15 protein-coding genes are annotated in these 17,248 nt (G+C 64.9%); 13 read left to right on the top strand and 2 right to left on the bottom strand.

Annotation, left to right across the window (positions count from 1 at the left end):
• The first annotated feature begins 186 nt into the window (after positions 1-186).
• The 12 genes from H6678_03840 to H6678_03785 all read left to right on the top strand — a co-directional run bounded on the left by H6678_03840 (position 187) and on the right by H6678_03785 (position 13,108).
• On the top strand, positions 187-393 hold the full coding sequence (locus tag H6678_03840) for a hypothetical protein (protein ID MCB9472926.1): 207 nt from the start codon (positions 187-189) through the stop codon (positions 391-393).
• A 74-nt stretch (positions 394-467) separates the two neighbouring features.
• Positions 468-1,322 carry a squalene synthase HpnC gene (hpnC, locus tag H6678_03835; GenBank protein ID MCB9472925.1) on the top strand — a complete coding sequence of 285 codons (855 nt, stop codon included), beginning with the start codon at positions 468-470 and terminating at the stop codon, positions 1,320-1,322.
• Between the two features lie 22 nt (positions 1,323-1,344).
• Entirely contained in the window at positions 1,345-2,229 is an 885-nt protein-coding gene (locus H6678_03830; protein MCB9472924.1) for a squalene/phytoene synthase family protein, read from the top strand.
• Positions 2,220-3,521 (top strand): FAD-dependent oxidoreductase, encoded by a 1,302-nt coding sequence (locus tag H6678_03825; protein MCB9472923.1) that lies wholly within the window; start codon positions 2,220-2,222, stop codon positions 3,519-3,521. Before H6678_03830 ends, H6678_03825 begins: the two co-directional genes overlap by 10 nt.
• A 100-nt stretch (positions 3,522-3,621) precedes the next feature.
• Positions 3,622-4,638 (top strand): PDZ domain-containing protein, encoded by a 1,017-nt coding sequence (locus H6678_03820; protein ID MCB9472922.1) that lies wholly within the window; start codon positions 3,622-3,624, stop codon positions 4,636-4,638.
• Positions 4,639-4,674: 36 nt separating this feature from the next.
• On the top strand, positions 4,675-6,009 hold the full coding sequence (locus H6678_03815) for a TolC family protein (GenBank protein ID MCB9472921.1): 1,335 nt from the start codon (positions 4,675-4,677) through the stop codon (positions 6,007-6,009).
• A 136-nt stretch (positions 6,010-6,145) separates the two neighbouring features.
• Positions 6,146-6,862, top strand: a complete 717-nt coding sequence (tsaB, locus tag H6678_03810) for a tRNA (adenosine(37)-N6)-threonylcarbamoyltransferase complex dimerization subunit type 1 TsaB (GenBank protein MCB9472920.1) — start codon at positions 6,146-6,148, stop codon at positions 6,860-6,862.
• Positions 6,862-7,626 (top strand): TIGR00159 family protein, encoded by a 765-nt coding sequence (locus H6678_03805; protein MCB9472919.1) that lies wholly within the window; start codon positions 6,862-6,864, stop codon positions 7,624-7,626. The genes tsaB and H6678_03805 overlap by 1 nt, the downstream gene beginning before the upstream one ends.
• A gap of 34 nt (positions 7,627-7,660) precedes the next feature.
• Complete coding sequence (locus H6678_03800) at positions 7,661-9,031, top strand: MFS transporter (protein ID MCB9472918.1); 1,371 nt, start codon at positions 7,661-7,663, stop codon at positions 9,029-9,031.
• A gap of 151 nt (positions 9,032-9,182) precedes the next feature.
• The gene (rsgA, locus tag H6678_03795) at positions 9,183-10,289 is read left to right on the top strand and encodes a ribosome small subunit-dependent GTPase A (GenBank protein ID MCB9472917.1); all 1,107 of its coding nucleotides are present in this window, start codon (positions 9,183-9,185) and stop codon (positions 10,287-10,289) included.
• A gap of 6 nt (positions 10,290-10,295) precedes the next feature.
• Positions 10,296-11,696, top strand: coding sequence for a sigma-54-dependent Fis family transcriptional regulator (locus H6678_03790; protein ID MCB9472916.1), 1,401 nt, complete (start codon positions 10,296-10,298; stop codon positions 11,694-11,696).
• Entirely contained in the window at positions 11,693-13,108 is a 1,416-nt protein-coding gene (locus H6678_03785) for an exopolysaccharide biosynthesis polyprenyl glycosylphosphotransferase (GenBank protein ID MCB9472915.1), read from the top strand. Before H6678_03790 ends, H6678_03785 begins: the two co-directional genes overlap by 4 nt.
• A 19-nt stretch (positions 13,109-13,127) precedes the next feature.
• On the opposite strand, the gene dapF is transcribed toward H6678_03785, so the two are convergent.
• Together dapF and murC are read right to left on the bottom strand one after the other, a co-directional pair.
• Positions 13,128-13,955, bottom strand: coding sequence for a diaminopimelate epimerase (gene dapF / locus H6678_03780; GenBank protein MCB9472914.1), 828 nt, complete (start codon positions 13,953-13,955; stop codon positions 13,128-13,130).
• Positions 13,952-15,340, bottom strand: a complete 1,389-nt coding sequence (gene murC / locus H6678_03775; GenBank protein ID MCB9472913.1) for a UDP-N-acetylmuramate--L-alanine ligase — start codon at positions 15,338-15,340, stop codon at positions 13,952-13,954. The genes dapF and murC overlap by 4 nt, the downstream gene beginning before the upstream one ends.
• Before the next feature lie 322 nt (positions 15,341-15,662).
• Here murC and H6678_03770 point away from each other — a divergent pair, with 322 nt between their 5' ends.
• Positions 15,663-17,210 carry a sigma-54-dependent Fis family transcriptional regulator gene (locus tag H6678_03770; GenBank protein ID MCB9472912.1) on the top strand — a complete coding sequence of 516 codons (1,548 nt, stop codon included), beginning with the start codon at positions 15,663-15,665 and terminating at the stop codon, positions 17,208-17,210.
• Positions 17,211-17,248 lie beyond the last annotated feature (38 nt).

Here is a 17,248-nt window from a genome sequence, read left to right as displayed (position 1 = left end):
TCCCCTTCGGGTTCCGGGGAAACGGCAGGTGATGCGATCGAGTTGCCCCTGTCTACAAGTCAGGAACCAGGGCATTCAGACGACACACACTCACTTCGGAAGCCTCCCGGAACACCGGCAGGTTGTTTCTGTTTACATGGCGGGTTCGCGCCGGCCAGTCGAAATCACTCAGTGAAAGGGAGCTTGATGGACTGCTGTTACTGCCAGAAGGAAATCAAGAAAAAAGACACCAAGTACGAATCCAAGCAGAAGGGTATCGAAGGTACCTACCATTGGAACTGTTTCGTCAAGGTGACCAAGGAAGCCAACCGCCTGGGCAGCCAGAAGCTTGAGAACAACATTCAGTCCACGGGCAACATGCACGTCAATACGCCCATCGACATGTTCTCCTGATTCGGGTGGACCCCACGGAGTCATTCATTCGGAAGAGGCTGGAGCCCGGTGCGGGCAATCCAGCCTCTTCTGGTTTGTACTGCCGGGAGTTTCTGGCCCATTATGAAAACTTCACCGTCGGCAGCCTGCTTTTTCCCCGCCGACTGCGCCCCGCCCTGGCCGCGATCTACGCTTTCGCCCGTTTCTCCGATGACCTGGCCGACGAGCCCGGGGAGCTGCCTCCCGGCCTGGCCCCGCAGGATGAAATCGCCTTTCGTCTGGCCCGTCTGGATCATTGGACCCAGATGATCCGCGAACTGCCCTCCGGGGCTGATCGGCATCCATTGCTGCCCGCCCTTGTCGAGACACTGCAACGACACGCCATGCCCCTTTCACTGCTGCTGGATCTGCTGAGCGCTTTCCGCCAGGATCTGGTATCGCCCGTGCACGAGTCGCGAGCCTCTCTGCTGGACTACTGCAGTCGCAGCGCCGATCCGGTCGGTCGACTGATCCTGCGCCTGTTCGGGCTGGATGATCCGGAATTGGACCGGCTTTCCGACCGGATCTGCACCGGTCTGCAACTGGCGAACTTCTGGCAGGACCTCTCCCGGGATCTGCCCGTTGGACGCTGGACCCTGCCACGGGAAGACCTTCTGGCTCATGGGCTGCCCACCGATCTGGAAGGCCTGCGAGCCGCAGGAAACCAGCTGCAGCCCCTGCTGGATTCGCTGACTGACTGGACCGGCCAGCTCTTCGATGAAGGCGCCCCCCTGCTGCGGCGTGTGCCACGACGCCTGTCGCTGGAACTGGCCCTGTTTCTGGGTGGAGGCCGGGCGATTCTGGAGCAGGTACGCTGGCAGGGAGTGGATATTCTGTGGCGCCGGCCCCATCTTTCCCGCGGGAAAAAAATCCGTATCGGATTGGCCGCAGCAATGGGACGCGGCCGCTGAATCGAGCCTGGAAGGGGGAGGGGTGGGCGCAGCCATCGAGCACGTCAATGCGCTGGCACCAGCGGCCCACGAACTGGACTCCGCCTATCGCTACTGCTCCGCATATACCCGCCAGCACGCCCGCCATTTCTATTGGGCCTTCGCATTCATGAGCCCCGGGCGCCGACGGGCGATCCATGCCGTCTACGCCTTCTGCCAGCATGCCGACCAGGCCGTGGATGAAGCGCCGTCCATTGAACAGGGACGTCAGCGCCTGGACACCCTGCGCGACAAGCTGGAGCGCATGGACTCCTCGCGGGAACCGGTGATGTTGGCATTGCGTGACACGCTGGAACGCTTCCCGATCCGGCGTGAGCTGCTGCACCAGTTGCTGGACGGCATGGAAATGGACCTGACCCGCCAGCGCTATCCCGATTTCGCCGCCCTCAGCCAGTATTGCTGGCATGTGGCCTCCGTGGTGGGCCTGATGAGCATCGAGATCTTCGGCTATCGCGATCCCCGTGTGCGCCAGTTCGCGGAAACTCTGGGTCTGGCGATGCAGCTTACCAACGTGGCCCGAGATGTGGCCGAAGATGCGGCGGAAGGCAGGATCTACCTGCCCCAGGACGAACGCCTGCATCACGGTGTCAGCGACGAGGATGTGATCCACGGAAACTTTCACCCTGGCTTCCGCACGCTGATGCAGGAGTTCTGCGATCGCAGCGACCGCCTGTACGACGACGCGTTCGCCCTCTTGCCCGAGTCCGAACGCTCCTCGATGAAACCTGCCCTGATCATGGCGCGGCTCTACCGTCGCCTGCTGGTCGAGATCCGCGCACGGGACCACGATGTCACTCGCGGCAAGGTGCGCTATCCCCTCTGGCGCAAACTGTGGATCGCCCTGGGCACGGCCCTTTCGTGGAAATGACACACAGCGATGTGGTGGTGGTGGGAGCCGGGCTGGCCGGTCTCACGGCGGCCCGCGATCTGGCCCGCGCCGGACTTTCCGTTTGCTTGCTCGAGGCGCGACGGCACCCGGGCGGGGCGACTTTCAGTCTGGACTCGCCCTTCGGACGTACCGACAACAGCCTGCATCTCTTTCTGGGCTGCTACCGTGAATGCCTGCATCTGCTTGAAGAGCTGGGCACCACCGAGGGTCTGGACACGCAGCCGGACCGCTATCCAATTCATCGAGCGGGCAGGCGTGGCACCCTTGTGCTGCGACCCGCGCTGGGGGCACTGGCATTTCCCATCGGCCTGCTGAATGCCTCGGGTTGGAACTGGAGCGATCGGCTGTCCCTGCTCAAGGCCGGTATTCGCCTGCAACTCAGCGATCCGGCCGAGGGCGAGACGGTGGGACTACTGCTGAATCGGCTGGGCCTGCACTCGCCAGTGGCACTCGAGTTCTGGCGCGAATGGGCGCTCTCGGTTTTCAATGGTCCCCTCGAGCCCCTGGATGCGCGGTTGTTCCATTCCGCCTTCCGCACCATGTTCGCCAGCGCGCAGGCCGCAAGGCCGCTGCTGACGCGCTGGCCGCTGGAGCGTCTGCTGATTGGACCGCTGAGCCAGGAGCTCGAGCGCGCCGGTGGCCAGATCCGGCTGGGTGCCGCGGTACGCACGATCAAGCGTCAACCGGCTGGCGGATTCCTGCTGGAGGGCGAGAGCGGATCCGTGTCGGCGGATCGGCTGGTCTGGGCGGCAGCGCCCGAGGCGCTGGCGCTTGCCTGGCAGGCAGAGAGCTTGCCCGGACTGCCGCAGTCAACCGATGCGGCGGGCATCGCCAACCTGCACCTGCCCGTGAAAACCTGGCCCTGGCGCGAACGCCTGCTGGGACTTTTTGGAGAGCGCTTCCAGTTTCTCTTCAGGCCGCCGGTCGACGCGGGGGTGGAGGAGCGCTCGGCGATTCTGGTGGCCAGTGGCCTGGGCCAGCTGGAAGGCCGGGTCCTCGAGCAGGAAGGCCGGGAGCTGCTGACCCGCCTCGGGCTCGTGTGTGAAGGCCGGGGCTGGCTGATCCGCCAACCGCGAGCCCTGCCCCTGCAGACTCCCGAGTGGAATCGACTGCGACCGCTTCCGGGCGAATTGCTGCCCGGGCTCTGGGTCTGTGGAGCCTGGTGCCGCACCGGTTTGCCGCTCACCATGGAATCCGCGGTGCTCAGCGCTCGGCAGATGGCGCGGCCGATGGTCGCACAAGGACCACGGAGCCCGATTCCGGCTTGTTGAGATGAAACCTGCGGCGGCGGCAGCCGGTCAAAGCGCGGCTTTCGCGGCGAAGACACTCTGCCCTCGTCCGCATTCCGTTCCCTTTCGAAGGAGGTGTTTCGTGAAAACCCTGCTGGCCATCCTGCTGCTCGCGGCCAGAATCGCCCTGGCCGGCGACACCTTTCTGGGAGTGATCCTGGACGACGAACCGGTCTCTCTGGACAAGTATGGCGAAAAGGGTCTGGCGGTCCGGGTCGACCAGGTCGTTGACGGATCGCCCGCCGAAAAGGCCGGCATCCGCGATGGCGACCTGTTTCTGCTCTTCGGGGGCAAGGCAGTCACCGATCGCGACGACCTCAGTTTCTATCTGGGACGCCACGAACCGGGTGATACGATCAAACTGGTCGTGTTGCGGGGCGGCGAGAAGCACACCCTGAGTGCCCAATTGGGCGAGGCCCCAAGGAACGCGCCCGTGGTCAAGGTCTTCGGCAAGGACGTGAGTTCCAACTCGGGCTTCCTGGGAGTGACCACGCAGGAGATCAACACCAACCTGCTCGAGTTCTTTGGTGTCGAGGAAGGATACGGAGTGCTCGTCGATGGCGTGGTGTCCGGATCTTCCGCCGAGAAGAACGGAATCAAGGTCGGTGATGTGATCGTGCAGCTCGACGACAAGCGCGTCGACAGCATCGGCCGCCTGGGACGTCTCACGCGCAGCACGAAACCCGGTACGACCATCACCATCCTGATCTACCGGGACCACAAACCGCGCACCCTCACCTTCCAGATCGGCAGCCGCGATCATTCCAGCCTGTTCGTGCCCGACACGGAAACCCCACGGGCCCTGCTGCTTGACGGCACCGTGGACGGAGCGGAAACGATGGCCGACATGGGAATCCGCATCGGCGAGGGCGTGGTGAACGGACTGGAGTCCTCCATGCTCTTCTTTTCGTTCGACGAGGAGAACCGCCAGGAGATCCGCGAAAGCATGGAAGAAGCCCGGCGTGACCTCGAGGAAAATCGCGAGGAACTTCGTCAGGACATGCTCGAATTGCGAGAGGAGATGCGCCAGGACATGCTCGACGGAGACTGTGATCCAATGCCAGGATTCCTTCTTCGCGAGGATACCGGCGTCTTCTAGTCCCCTGCCACCCGTTTCCATTCGACCGGAGAGTCCATGCGTTCCGCGATTTCCCTTTGTGTGACCCTGTTCCTGACATCCGCCGCCTTCGCCGAGACATTGGATCCGGCCCGCAGTTACACCTTCGCGGACCTGTACGCCATCGGCGGCGCGGGCAACACCTCCGTGGCCTCGGCCGAACTGGATGTGAACAGCCTGCGTGGCGACAGGCTGCAGGCGCTGGGCACCTTTCTGCCCACAGTGGACCTGAGCGCCAACACCTCGCGGACACGCCGGGAAACCTTTGACTACGTGGCCTCCGACGGGTCCATCCAGACCAGCCCGGCGGGTGAAAGCTTCGTCACCAATTCCAATTCCTGGTCGATCAGCGCCAGCCAGGACCTGTTCAAGGGCTTTGAGACCGTGTCCAACTATCGCCTGGCCCTGCTGGCCCAGGCGGATGTGCGTCTGGCCCACGAGCGGGCCCAGCTGCAATTGCATCGCGATCTGCGACGCCAGGTGCATCAGGTGATCGCCCGTCGCGAACTGCTGGGGCGTGAGGAGGAGCTGTTGCGCCAGAACGAGGAGCAGCACCGTCTGGCCCAGGCCCGTTTCGAGGTGGGCGCCGTGACACAACTGGATGTGCTGCAGACCGAAATCGATCTGGGCAGCCAGCAGCTGAACGTGGAGAATGCGCGCCAGGAACTGCGCTCGGCATGGGACGCCCTGGCCGTGCTGATCGGGCTCGAACCGGGAGTGCAGGCCACTCTCGATGTACCCTTCGATGTGTTCCAGCCCACCTGGCAGGCCGAGGATCTGGTGGCCATGGCCGAAGAAACCCGCTACGAGCTTGTGGTCCAGCAGCACCGCGTGGAAAGTGCCCGCTGGAGCACCACGGCCGCGCGTGCCCGCTTCATGCCCAACCTGTCTCTGGGGCTGGACTACAGCCGCTCGATCAACCGTGAAGAGCGCAAGGATCTGGAACTCTTTCCCGACAACAACACCACCTGGCTGGGCCTGAATCTGCGTCTGCCCCTGTTCACGGGTTTCACCACCACCAATACCTGGCAGCATCGACGTGCCGACGAGCAACGCGAGCAACTCAATCTGGAGCAGGCTCGCCGCCAGGCCCGTTCGGAAATCGGCGATGCCCTGGCGCGCCTCGGATCCTCCTGGGAGCAGAGCCGTGTCACGGAAAAGAACCGCGAGCTGGCGCGCCGTTCCTTCGAAATGGAGGAGGAGCGCTATCGCCTGGGTCTGGCGACCCTGCTGAATGTCCAGAGTGCACGCGCCACCCTGCGTCAGGCGGAGACCGGCCACATCCAGCAGCAGCTCGATTTTCTGGACCGCCTGGCCGACCTGGAGCTCTCGGTGGGACGCACTCTGCGCTGAAGACCGTCCACTTCCGATCTCAAGGCCGTTCGCTGAACGGCCTTTTCTGCTCGCTGGGCGGCGCCGGACCGTGCGCCGGAGCCAGCGGTGATCTATATTGCGGCCTCTGCCGACGCCGACTGCTGGAGCCCAGTTCATGCACAGCCCAGACCCGCATCTTCCCCTGCCCGACCGGCTGGCCCTGGTCATCGACACGGCCACACCCGGCGGAGGACTGGCCCTGCACCACAATGGCCTGCTGGAGGAGCGCAGCTGGGGCTCAGCCCTGAAGGCCGGTTCGCGCCTGATTCCCGACCTGCGCGAGATGCTGGCCAACCAGGGCCTGGCCGCTTCCGATCTGGAATTGATCATCCTTGCCAATGGTCCCGGTTCTTTCACCGGACTGCGGGTCGGGCTGGCCAGTGCCAAGGGGCTGGCCTTCCGGCATGGCATTCCGCTGGTACCGCTGAATACATTGGAGGTGCTGGCCCAGCAGGCCCCCTGCCTGAGTGGAGTGGTGGCCCCGGTGGTGGGCGCCCGGCGTGGGGAATTGTACACCGCACTGCACAGGCGCCAGGATTTTTTCTGCCAGCGGCTGCAGGACTTCAGTCGGCACTCATTCGATGAGTTTCTGGAGACTCTGCCCGACGATGCCCTGGTGGTGGGACCCGCGGTTCACGATTTGCGCGCCCATGCCCGCAGCGCACCCCGGGGTGTGTTTCTGGCCGATGATCCGGCCAACCGCCTGTCGCTGGACTGGATGAACCGCCTGGGCCAGGACCGATACCGATTGAAGGGCCCCGAGGACGCGAGCCTGCTGGAGCCCTGGTACCTGCAGGAATTCACGCCCACCCGAGGGAAGAGCCGCCTGTGATGAGAGATACCTGGACCATCCTGCAGATCGACTGGCGCGATCTGGTGGACATTCTCCTGGTCAGTACGCTGTTCTACCAGGTCTACCGGATGATGAAGGGCACGCGCGCCATCCCGATGTTCGTGGGCATGCTGCTGCTGTTCTTCGTGTACGTCGTGGTGCAGCTGCTGGATCTGACCCTGGTCTCGCTGATCTTCCGCGAGTTCACCACGGTGTGGGCCATTGCCATCGTGATTCTGTTCCAGCCCGAATTGCGTCGCTTTCTGATCCAGATGGGCAACAGCCCCATCTTCTCGCGCATCTTCCAGATTCGTTCCTCGGGCCTCTACGAAACGGTTGCCGAAGCGGCCCAGGATCTGTCCAAGCGCCAGTACGGGGGCCTCTTCGTGCTGATTCGCGATGTGGGCCTGCGCGCCATCCAGGAAACCGGGGTGAAACTGCAGGCCGAGCTCACCAAGGAAACCCTGGTGACCATCTTCTTCCCGCGGACACCGCTGCACGACGGCGCGGTGATGATTTCCGGCTCGATCATCCAGGCGGCCAAATGTCTGCTGCCCCTGTCGACCAACCCCAATCTGGACGTGACCATGGGCACGCGCCACCGGGCGGCCATTGGTGTCACCGAAGAATCCGATGCGGTGGTGGTGGTGGTGTCCGAGGAAACGGGGGCGATCAGCCTGGCCGTGGACGGCAAGCTGAATCCGGTGCACGACCCGGCAAAACTGGCCCAGACCCTGCAGAACCTGATGGTCCGGCGCAAGTGAGAACGGGTCTTTCCCGCGCCTCCCGGAGCGCTCGATGATCCCTCCCGGTGCCATCGCTCCCGAGCGTCCGCTCCCCGTCCCCCGCATGCTGATCAATCGCCCGGTGACCGGCTGGGTGATGTACGACTTTGCCAACAGCGCCTATGCGGTGGTGATCCTCGCGGTCATCTTCAACGTCTGGTTCGCCGAAGTGATTGCCGGTGGCGAGGCAGGCACGGTGCTCCATCTCTTCGGGCGCACGGTCACGGTACCCGGGGTGACCGTGTTCAGTTTCGTCAATTCCATCGCGCTTGTCCTGGTGGCCGTGGCCTCGCCCCTGCTGGGTGCCCTGGCGGATTTCTCGGGGCGCAAGCGGCGCTACCTGGCCATCGCCTGGATGATGGGTGTGCTGAGTACCGGTTGGATCAGCTTCTTCGGGGCGGGTGATCTGCTCATCGTGAGCGTGCTGTTCATCCTGAGCAATCTGGGCTTCGCCGGCGGCAGCGTGTTCTACGACGCCTTCCTGCCCGAGGTGAGCGAGCGCGGCACCGAAGGGCGCGTGTCCGGTCTGGGATATGCCGCAGGCTACCTGGGCGGCGGGCTGCTGCTGGTGCTGATCTTCGTGCTCAAGAGCCAGTGGCCCCAGTTCGACTTTCGCTGGAGTTTTGCGCTGACCTCGCTCTGGTGGCTGATCTTCGCGATACCGACCTTCCTCTGGCTGCCGCGCAAGGAACCTCGTCCCCGGCGCGCGGGCGAGCTCGGTGGGTATCTCAAGATCGGCTTCAGGCGGGTGTGGCACAGCCTCAAGCACATGCGCCGTCTGCACACCCTGCGCTGGTTCCTGCTGGCCTATCTGATCTATGGCACGGGCATCGAGACCGTGATCCGGCTGACTTCGATCTTCGGTGCGGTGGAACTGGGCATGCAGCAGCAACAGCTGGTGCTGTTCTTTCTGGTGATCCAGGGCACGGCCCTGGTGGGCGCGATGCTCTTCGGCTGGTTGGCCGACCGTTTCAGCAACCGGCGGTCGCTGGCGATCTCGCTATCGGTCTGGGTGCTGGTACTGGTCTGGGCCTGGTTCCTGGGGGTGATCTGGACTCCCATCCAGGAATTCTGGTTGCTGGGCATTCTGGCCGGAGTGGCCATGGGCGGCAGTCAGGGTGTGTCACGCAGCCTGCAGTCGGTGATTCTGCCCGAAGGCATGGAGAGCGAGTTCTTCGGCTTCTTCACCATGAGCGGGCGTCTGGCCAACATTCTGGGCATGCTGACCTTCGGAGTGGTCACCTGGATCACGGGCGACATGCGCACGGGCATCGTCAGCCTGCTGGTCTTCTTCGTGCTGGGCCTGCTGCTGCTGGTGCTGGTCTCCGAACGCCGCGGCCGTGGCGAAGCCCGCCAGTTTCTCGAGGAACTGGGTGAGGCCTGAGCCCCCGCTTCCACCAGCCTGACCCATCCCCGACCTGCCAAGGAATCGGTTTCTTCTTCACCCCGAATGCCACAAGTTTGACGCAGCCGCGGCGCGCCCCTCACCGGACCGGGCGCGGACCCGGCGCCACCGTCCCAAATCCCGAGAATGCATGTCACGCAACATGTGGACCCAGAAGCGGAAACAGAGCCGCAAGCTGGATGAACTGGACCGCCACGAGGAACGCCGCCAGGCCCGCAAGGCCCGGGCGCTCGAGCAGGGCAGCGAAGAGCTGAGCGTTGAGGACAGCGAGCACCACGCCGACGAGATGCTGAGCCGCCGGGTGCGCGACAAGGCCATCGTGCTGCCCGAGGAAAGCACGGGCGAGCCCGGCCGGGTGGTGGCTTACCGCCGCAACACCTTCCTGGTGGAGCGTGAGGACGGCAGCACCATCGGCTGCCGCACGCGCAGCACCACCAGAACGCCCCACGAAGACAGCACCCTGGTGGCCGTGGGTGACCAGGTACTCTTCGTGGTGCTGGAGGAGAAGGAAGGCGTGATCGTGGAGGTGCGCCCCCGCCGCAACCGGCTCTCACGCTCCTCGAAGCTGCACCGCGAGGTGGAGCAGGTGATGGTGGCCAACATCGACCAGATCCTGATCGTGGCCTCGGTGCAGGAACCCTGGCTCAAACCGGGTCTGATCGATCGTTATCTGGTGACCGCCGCGGTCAATGGCTTTGACAGCCTGCTGTGCTTCAACAAGGTGGACCTGGACCCCGATCGCCATTACCAGGAAATCGCCGAGCTCTACGGCGGACTGGACGTGCCCTGGTGTGCTACCAGCGCCGAGACCGGCGAAGGAATGGATCGCCTGCGCTCGCTGCTGACTGGCAGGACGACCGTTCTCTCGGGGCAGTCCGGGGTGGGCAAGAGTTCCCTGCTGAACGCGCTCAATCCGGATCTGCGGCTGACCGTGCGCGGAATCAGCCAGTACAATTCAAAAGGAACCCATACCACCACCGCTGCCCGCCTGATCCGCTTCAATTTCGGGGGGCATGTCGTCGATACTCCGGGCATCAAGGAGCTCTCCCTCTGGGGCGTGAGTCGGGAAGATGTGCAGATGGGCTATCCGGAGATTCTCCGGGAAGCCGACGGGTGCCGATTCACCAATTGCCGTCATTCCGAGGAACCGGGCTGTGCAGTTGCCGACGCGGTGGAAGCCGGCCGGATTTCTCCCCTGCGCTACCAGAATTACCTGAGCATCCTGGAAAGCCTGTGAGGAATCATGAGCCTGAGCTTCCTGGTCGTTGATGCGGATCCGGTGAACGCGAACCTCGTCTGCCGCTTGCTGGAAGAGGAAGGACATCCCTGCCGCAATTACCAGAGCGGCCGGGCCGCGCTGGACACCCTCAGCAATTCTCCCCCCGAAGTCATGGTGATCGATCTGGGCAACACCGACATGAGCGGCAACCAGTTGCTGGAGTCCGCGCGCGAGGTGCTGCCCGATCTGCGCTGCATCATGATGACGGAAAAGGTGAACAGCGACGCTGTGCTGCAGGCGATGAAACGCGGGGCTTTCGACTTTCTGCTCAAGCCCGTGCACTCCGAGCAGTTTCACCTGATCGTGAACAAGATCCGTCGCGAACTGAAGACCAGTTACCAGGCGGGACTGGTCAGTCGCCACGACGACGAATACGACTTCAGCAACATCATCGGCAATTCTCCCGCCATGGTGCGCACTCTGGAAATGACCAAGAAGGTCGCCAGCTCCAGCGCCAACACCGTGTTCATCAAGGGCGAAACCGGAACGGGCAAGGAACTCTTCGCCCGCGCGATCCACTACAACTCGGACCGCCGCGAGGAGCCCTTCATCGAGGTCAACTGCTCGGCCATTCCCAGCAACCTGCTGGAATCGGAGCTGTTCGGGCACGAGAAAGGCTCGTTCACCGACGCCAAGGAACGGAAGATCGGATTGATCGAACGGGCCTCGGGCGGTACTTTCTTTCTGGACGAAATCGGCGACATGGACTTCAATCTGCAGGCCAAGTTGCTGAGGGTGCTGGAAGAGCGCCGGATCCGGCGTGTGGGCGGCGATCGCACCATTCCCGTGGATATCCGCTTCGTGGCGGCCACCCACAAGGATCTGGAAGACATGATCGCCGAGAAGTCCTTTCGCGAGGACCTGTTCTTCCGTTTGAACGTGATCACCATCGAGTTGCCCGCCCTGCGCGAGCGCCGGGAAGACATCGTGCCGCTGGCCCAGTTCTTCCTGGACCGTTTCCGGCGCGAGCACAAACGCGAAGTCTGCCGCTTCTCCAGCCAGGCGATTCACGCTCTGCGCAACTGGGACTGGCCGGGCAACATCCGCGAACTGCGCAATGCCATCGAGCGGGCCCTGCTGATCGAGGCCGACGATGTGATCGATGCCGAGCACCTGCACCTCTGGCGGCGGCGCTCGTCCAGTCCGGCCAATGGTGCCGAGAGCAATGGCTCACGCACGCGCATCGGTTACGACTTCGAGATTCCCGACGACGGGTTCTCGATCGTGGAGTTCGAAAAGGTGCTGCTGTCCCGGGCGCTGCACAAGGCCCGCCACAATGTCTCACGGGCTGCACGCCTGCTGGGACTCAGCCGCGAAACGATGCGCTACCGCATCAAGAAGCATGCATTGGAAGAGATTGAATGAGGCGATCACCCTTCACCCGCCCCCTGCTGGCCGCGAGTGATGTTCTGCTGCTTTTCGGATGTTTCAGCCTGGCCCGTGTTCCCGCGCTTCTGCTGCCCGGACACGGGCCGGCGCTTGCACCGGACCCTGCCCCCGCCCTGCTGCGGGTTTTCTTTTTTGGCGCGGTGCTCTGGCTGGTGAATGCCTGGCAGGAGCAGCTCTACCGTCTGGATGCCCGTGATCCATGGGACGTATTCTTCGCCGGAGTGCGGGCCGCGCTCAAGACCGGAGCCCTGCTGCTGATCCTGCTGTTTCTGGCCCGCATCGACCTGGACTTTCCCCGTGGCACCGTGATCCTGGCCTGGCTGATGGCGGCCGTGCTGCTGCCCCTGTTCCACATGGCCGTGCAGTCCCGCCTGGTGCTGCGTCCCGGCGGATCCACGCGCACCTTGCTGCTGGGGGGCGAAGAAGGCATTCGCGAGTACTTCCAGAGCCGCAAGATCTCGGCGCTCAGCGAAAGCCTGGGCGTGTGTGGCATCGTCGCGGGTGCGCCCTTCAGCGGAGCCGAACTGCCGCTGCCCGTGCTGGGCCAGCTGGACGATCTGCCCCGGATCATCCGGGAAACCGGTGCCTCACGCCTGCTGATCTGCGCGGGGCACCTGGAACGTGCCCGCTTGAACACGCTGCTGCAGCGCAGCATGGGCAGCGTGGACGAGCTGATGATCTTTCCCGACGTGGCCGTGCTGGAACTGGCCGAGCTGGAAGTGAGCCATCTGGGTTCGCGCATGGTGCTCAACTTCAACCAGAACCTGCGCAGCGCGATGAACCAGTTCGTCAAGCGTTCCATCGACGTGCTGGGATCGCTGGCGGGGCTGGTGGTGCTGGCGCCCTTGCTGCTGGTGTGCTGTCTGGCGATCTCGCTGGATTCGCGCGGCTGGCCGATCTACCGGCACCGGCGCTGGGGACGGGGCATGAAGTGGATCTACATGATCAAGTTTCGCACCATGGTCCGCGACAGCGACGCCGTGTTGCAGAAGTTGCTGGCCGAGGACGAGAACGCCCGCGCCGAGTGGGCCGCCCAGTGCAAGCTCAAGAACGATCCACGGATCACGCGGGTGGGCGCGTTCCTGCGGCGCTGGTCGCTGGACGAGCTGCCCCAGATCATCAATGTGCTGGTGGGAGACATGTCGCTGGTGGGGCCGCGCCCGATCAACGAGGTCGAGTACGACAAGTACGGGCACTGGCAGCGCAATTTCATGAGCATCCGCCCGGGTCTGACCGGCCTCTGGCAGGTCAGCGGACGCAGCGACCTGGACTTCGAGGACCGGGTGCGCCTGGACATGTACTACATCCGCAACTGGACGATCTGGCTGGACCTGCGCATCCTGATCAAGACTCTGGGAGTGGTGGCCGCCCAGGAAGGCGCCTACTGAGGGTCCCCGGCCGCACCGTTCAGCCAAGTGACCCGGGCAGATCCAGCCGGCCCTCGAACGCGCGATGCACCTCGCCCGAGAAATGCCAGCCCCGCTCATCTTCGCCCACGCGCATCACACCGCCGGCCATGCTGGCGTCAATGGGTGACTGCACCACGCCCGCCCGGGCCAGCAGCACACAGGCGGCGATGCAGCCCGTGCCACAGCCCTCGGTCTCGCCCTCCACGCCCTTCTCCCAGGCACGCACCCGCACATGACCCGAGTCGAGACGCTGCACGAAGATCACGTTGCTGCCTTCGGGGTCGAAACTGGGATGATGGCGCACGGCCGGTCCGATGCGTTCGATGGGAAAGGTGCCCAGATCATTCACGGCCAGCACGCAATGCGGAACTCCCACCCGCAGGAAGCCCAGCAGGCGCGCGGGCTGAATGCTGGCCACCAGACGGGCATCCGCCTCCAGCCGTTTCAGGTGACCCGGGTCTTCGACGATGCGTCCGATCCAGAGCGTGCTCTGTCCCTGCTGGCGTCTGACCCGCTGCAGTCCTGCCCTGGTCTGGAAGGTCAGTTCCTGCCCTCCGATGCCCAGGGTCGCGGCGTATTCGGCGCAAGCTCGCGCCCCGTTGCCGCACATGTCCGCCTCGCTGCCGTCCGGGTTGAAGATGCGCATGCGGAAGTCCGCGTCCTGGGCGTGCTCCACCAGCAGCAGTCCATCGGCTCCCACTCCGCGCCTGCGGTCACACAGCCAGGCGACCAGACCGGGGCGCTCGAGGGGCACCTGTCCCTCGCGGTTGTCCATGGCCACGAAGTCGTTGCCGTTGGCGCTCAGCTTGGCGAAGTCAATGCTCATGCGGGTCCCCTTTCCAGCACGGAAATGATCGCGCGGTGCAGCCGGTACAAATCGCCCGCGCCCACGGTGGCCACCAGCTCGCCGGGACGGGTGTTTTCCAGCAGCTGCAGCAGTTCGTCGGGAGTGTCCAGCGCGCGGGCGTCCGGATGACTCTCCATCCAGGGCAGGAAGGAACGATGGGTCACCCCGTCCACGGCGGCTTCACGGGCGGCGAAGACCGGCCAGGTGATCACGCGGTCGGCCCCGGCCAGTGCCTCGGCCGTCTCACGGCAGAAGGCCCGCACCCGGCTGTAGGTATGCGGTTGATGGATCACGGTCAGGCGCGTGGGTGCCAGTTCGCGTGCAGCCTGGATGAAGGCGGCGATCTCGCTGGGGTGGTGGGCGTAGTCATCCAGCAGCAGGCGCCCGTTGCCCTGCCAGACGGTCTGGAAGCGCCGCAGCAGACCGTGGAATCCTTGCAGCGCTTCTGCCGCGCGGCTCACGGGAATGCCCAGCACGCTCTCGTGTTCCCAGATCCAGGCCAGGCACTGGGCCGCATTCAGGCGGTTGTGACGCCCGGGCAGGGGAGGCGTGAACTCCAGGCTGCCACCTGCGGCCGTCTGACGGACCAGGCTCCAGATCCCGTTGCCGGACTGCAGGCGGTAGTCGCAGTCGGCGTGTTCGCCCACGAGCACGGTGCGTCTGTTCCGGGGCCGCCAGGCCAGGTCGGCGGGCTCGCCGGAGACCTGCAGGATCACCGGGTCCAGACGGACCTGGGCCACCAGCTGGTCCATCGCCGAGTAAAGGTCTGCGGGGCGGGGGTAGATGTCCACGTGGTCCCAGTCCAGGTGTGTCACCAGCAGATGTGCGGGGCTGAGGGTCAGGAAGGAGCGGTCGAACTCGTCGGCCTCCAGCACGCGGTAGTTTCCCGCGCCCAGCCGTCCCTGGGGCAGACTGTTCAGGCGTGCGCCGATGAACCAGCCCGGCTCCAGGCCGCAGGCATCCAGTGTCCAGGACAGCATGGCCGTCACGGTGGTCTTGCCGTGTGTGCCGGCCACGGCGATGCTGTGGGCGCATTCGCTGAACAGGCCCAGCAGCTCGGCCCGTTTGATCACGGGCAGACCGGCCGCGAGGGCCGAGAGGATTTCGGGGTGATCCGTGCGCATGGCCGCCGTGCGTACCACCAGTTGGGGGTTCCATTCCAGGGGCACCCGGGTCTGGTCGGTGGTGATGCGGATACCGCGGGCTTCCAGGTCCTGTGTCACGGGCGTGCGATCGCGGTCGGAGCCGCTGACGCTGCAGCCCGCCTCGGCCAGCACGATCGCCAGAGCGCTCATGCCAGCCCCCCCGATGCCGGAGAAGTGGACCCGGGCGGGAATGCCCGGCGGAAGTTGGTTGTGGGACATGCTGGATTCCTGCCTGGCGCTGGGATCGGATCGGGGCCGTTCGCAACGCGGGCCAACTTAGGGAACCGTCACGAGGGGAACCACGGGTGGAACCGTGCCGGATTTGCCCGGATGTCCAGAGTCGCACACACGCGAGGCCAGATTCTTCGTGCCTTGTGCTCGGCCCTCTGTTTGTGCCAGTTGCCCGGTGGCAGATTGGGCGACGATGCGAAATGGCCGCAGGGCGCACGGGACAGGGCAGGGAGGCACGGTGATCGCGGAGCAGGAGTGGATCGAGCGGGCGCGCCCCGGCCGACATTGGTTGCCCTTGGCCGCGGAATGCATGCGGGAGGTCGAAGCCAGTGCGGAAGGTGTTCCGCACGGTGATCCACTGCTGGGCTCCTTTCCGGAGGAGAGCCTGCAGGCCGCATTGCGCGAGCGCGCTCTGGGTTGCCTCGAGCGGCTGCGCCTGGACGATCTGGACCGCCTGCTGACACTGTTGGAAGAGGGGGCCGTCGCGGATCGGCAATGGGCCGCAAGGCTGCGCTCCCTGCTGAGCGACCCTGCCCATGAACTGCCGGGATTGCTCGGGTCTTCCGGAAACCAGCCCGGGGTCTGGCGCGAGCGTCTGTCCCGTGCTCTGGAAATACCGGAGCTTCTGGCAGCCGGGCGTTTCCGCAGTGCCGAGACGCTGGCACACCGTCTGGAGCAGCAGGTGGCGGGGCAGCGGGGCGACGCCCGTGTCTTGCTGCTGATCCTGAGGGCGATCCCGCTGCTGCTGATGGGCAAGGCGCCCGAGCTGGCCCGCGTTGTGGCCGAAGCCAGCGCCTGCCAGTCCGCCGAAGCTCCGCTGGGCACCTTGCTGCAGACCCTGGCGGAAGAGGGTGCACCCAGACTGGAACACGGACGGCTGGCCCGTCGCCTGCTGGTGGAAAGCTATCGCCACGGTGCCATGCTGGGGCGCTCGCCGGCTTTCCAATCCATGCTGGCGCGCCTGTCCCGGGCCGCCCATCATGGCGATCCGGTACTGCTCAGCGGGGAGAGTGGCACCGGCAAGGAGCTGGCTGCCCGTTACCTGCATGAGCACTCGCCCCGCTCGGGTGCGGCCATGGTCTGCCTGAATTGCGCGGGTCTGCCGCTCAGCCTTGCCGAAAGTGAATTGTTCGGCTGCACTGCGGGTGCCTTCACCGGAGCGCGCGAGCGGCGGGGGCTGGTGGAGCGCGCCGAAGGCGGCACACTGTTCCTGGATGAGTTCGGAGCGATGCCTCCCGGCCTCCAGGCCAAGCTGCTGCGCCTGCTGGAGAGTGGCGAGTACTATCGGGTGGGGGATTCGCGACCTCGCCAGGCCCACTTTCGCCTGGTGGCCGCCACCAATGAAGAAAGCCGCTTGCTGGACAACGGTTTCCGCCAGGATCTGCTGTTCCGGATGGGGGGTGAGCCATTGCGCCTGCCTGCGCTGCGCGAGCGTCTCGAGGATCTTCCATTGTTGTGCCAGGCATTCCTGCTGGAGCTGCCCGATGGAGACGGGGCCCAGGACCTCTGTTCCGCCGAGTCCCAGTCATTGCTGGCCGCCTGGAGCTGGCCGGGCAACATCCGCGAACTGCGGTTTCGCTTGCGCCAGCTCGTGCGGATGTCACGCCAGGAACGCAGGCAGGCCCTCGAACGGCTGTGCCGACCCATTGGCACCGACCGGCCCACCATGGTGGCGGAGCAGCCCGAACTGCGGGCCATCACCGAGCGCGCCGAACGACAGGCCGTGGCTGACGCCCTGCGGCGCCACCCCGGGGACAAGCGCCAGGCGGCCCGCGAACTGGGCATTTCCCTGCCGACTCTCTACTCGCGGCTCAAACGCTGGCAGGAAAGCCCGGAGCCACTCCAGCTCAATTCCTGAACCTCCATTCTGCCATTCCGGGCAACCTGTGTCAGTTG

It is taken from the genome of Candidatus Delongbacteria bacterium (assembly GCA_020634015.1).
Lineage (GTDB): Bacteria > CAIWAD01 > CAIWAD01 > CAIWAD01 > CAIWAD01 > JACKCN01.
Note: the sequence above shows the minus strand (reverse complement) of the source record. Positions and strands in the feature narration are given on the sequence as shown.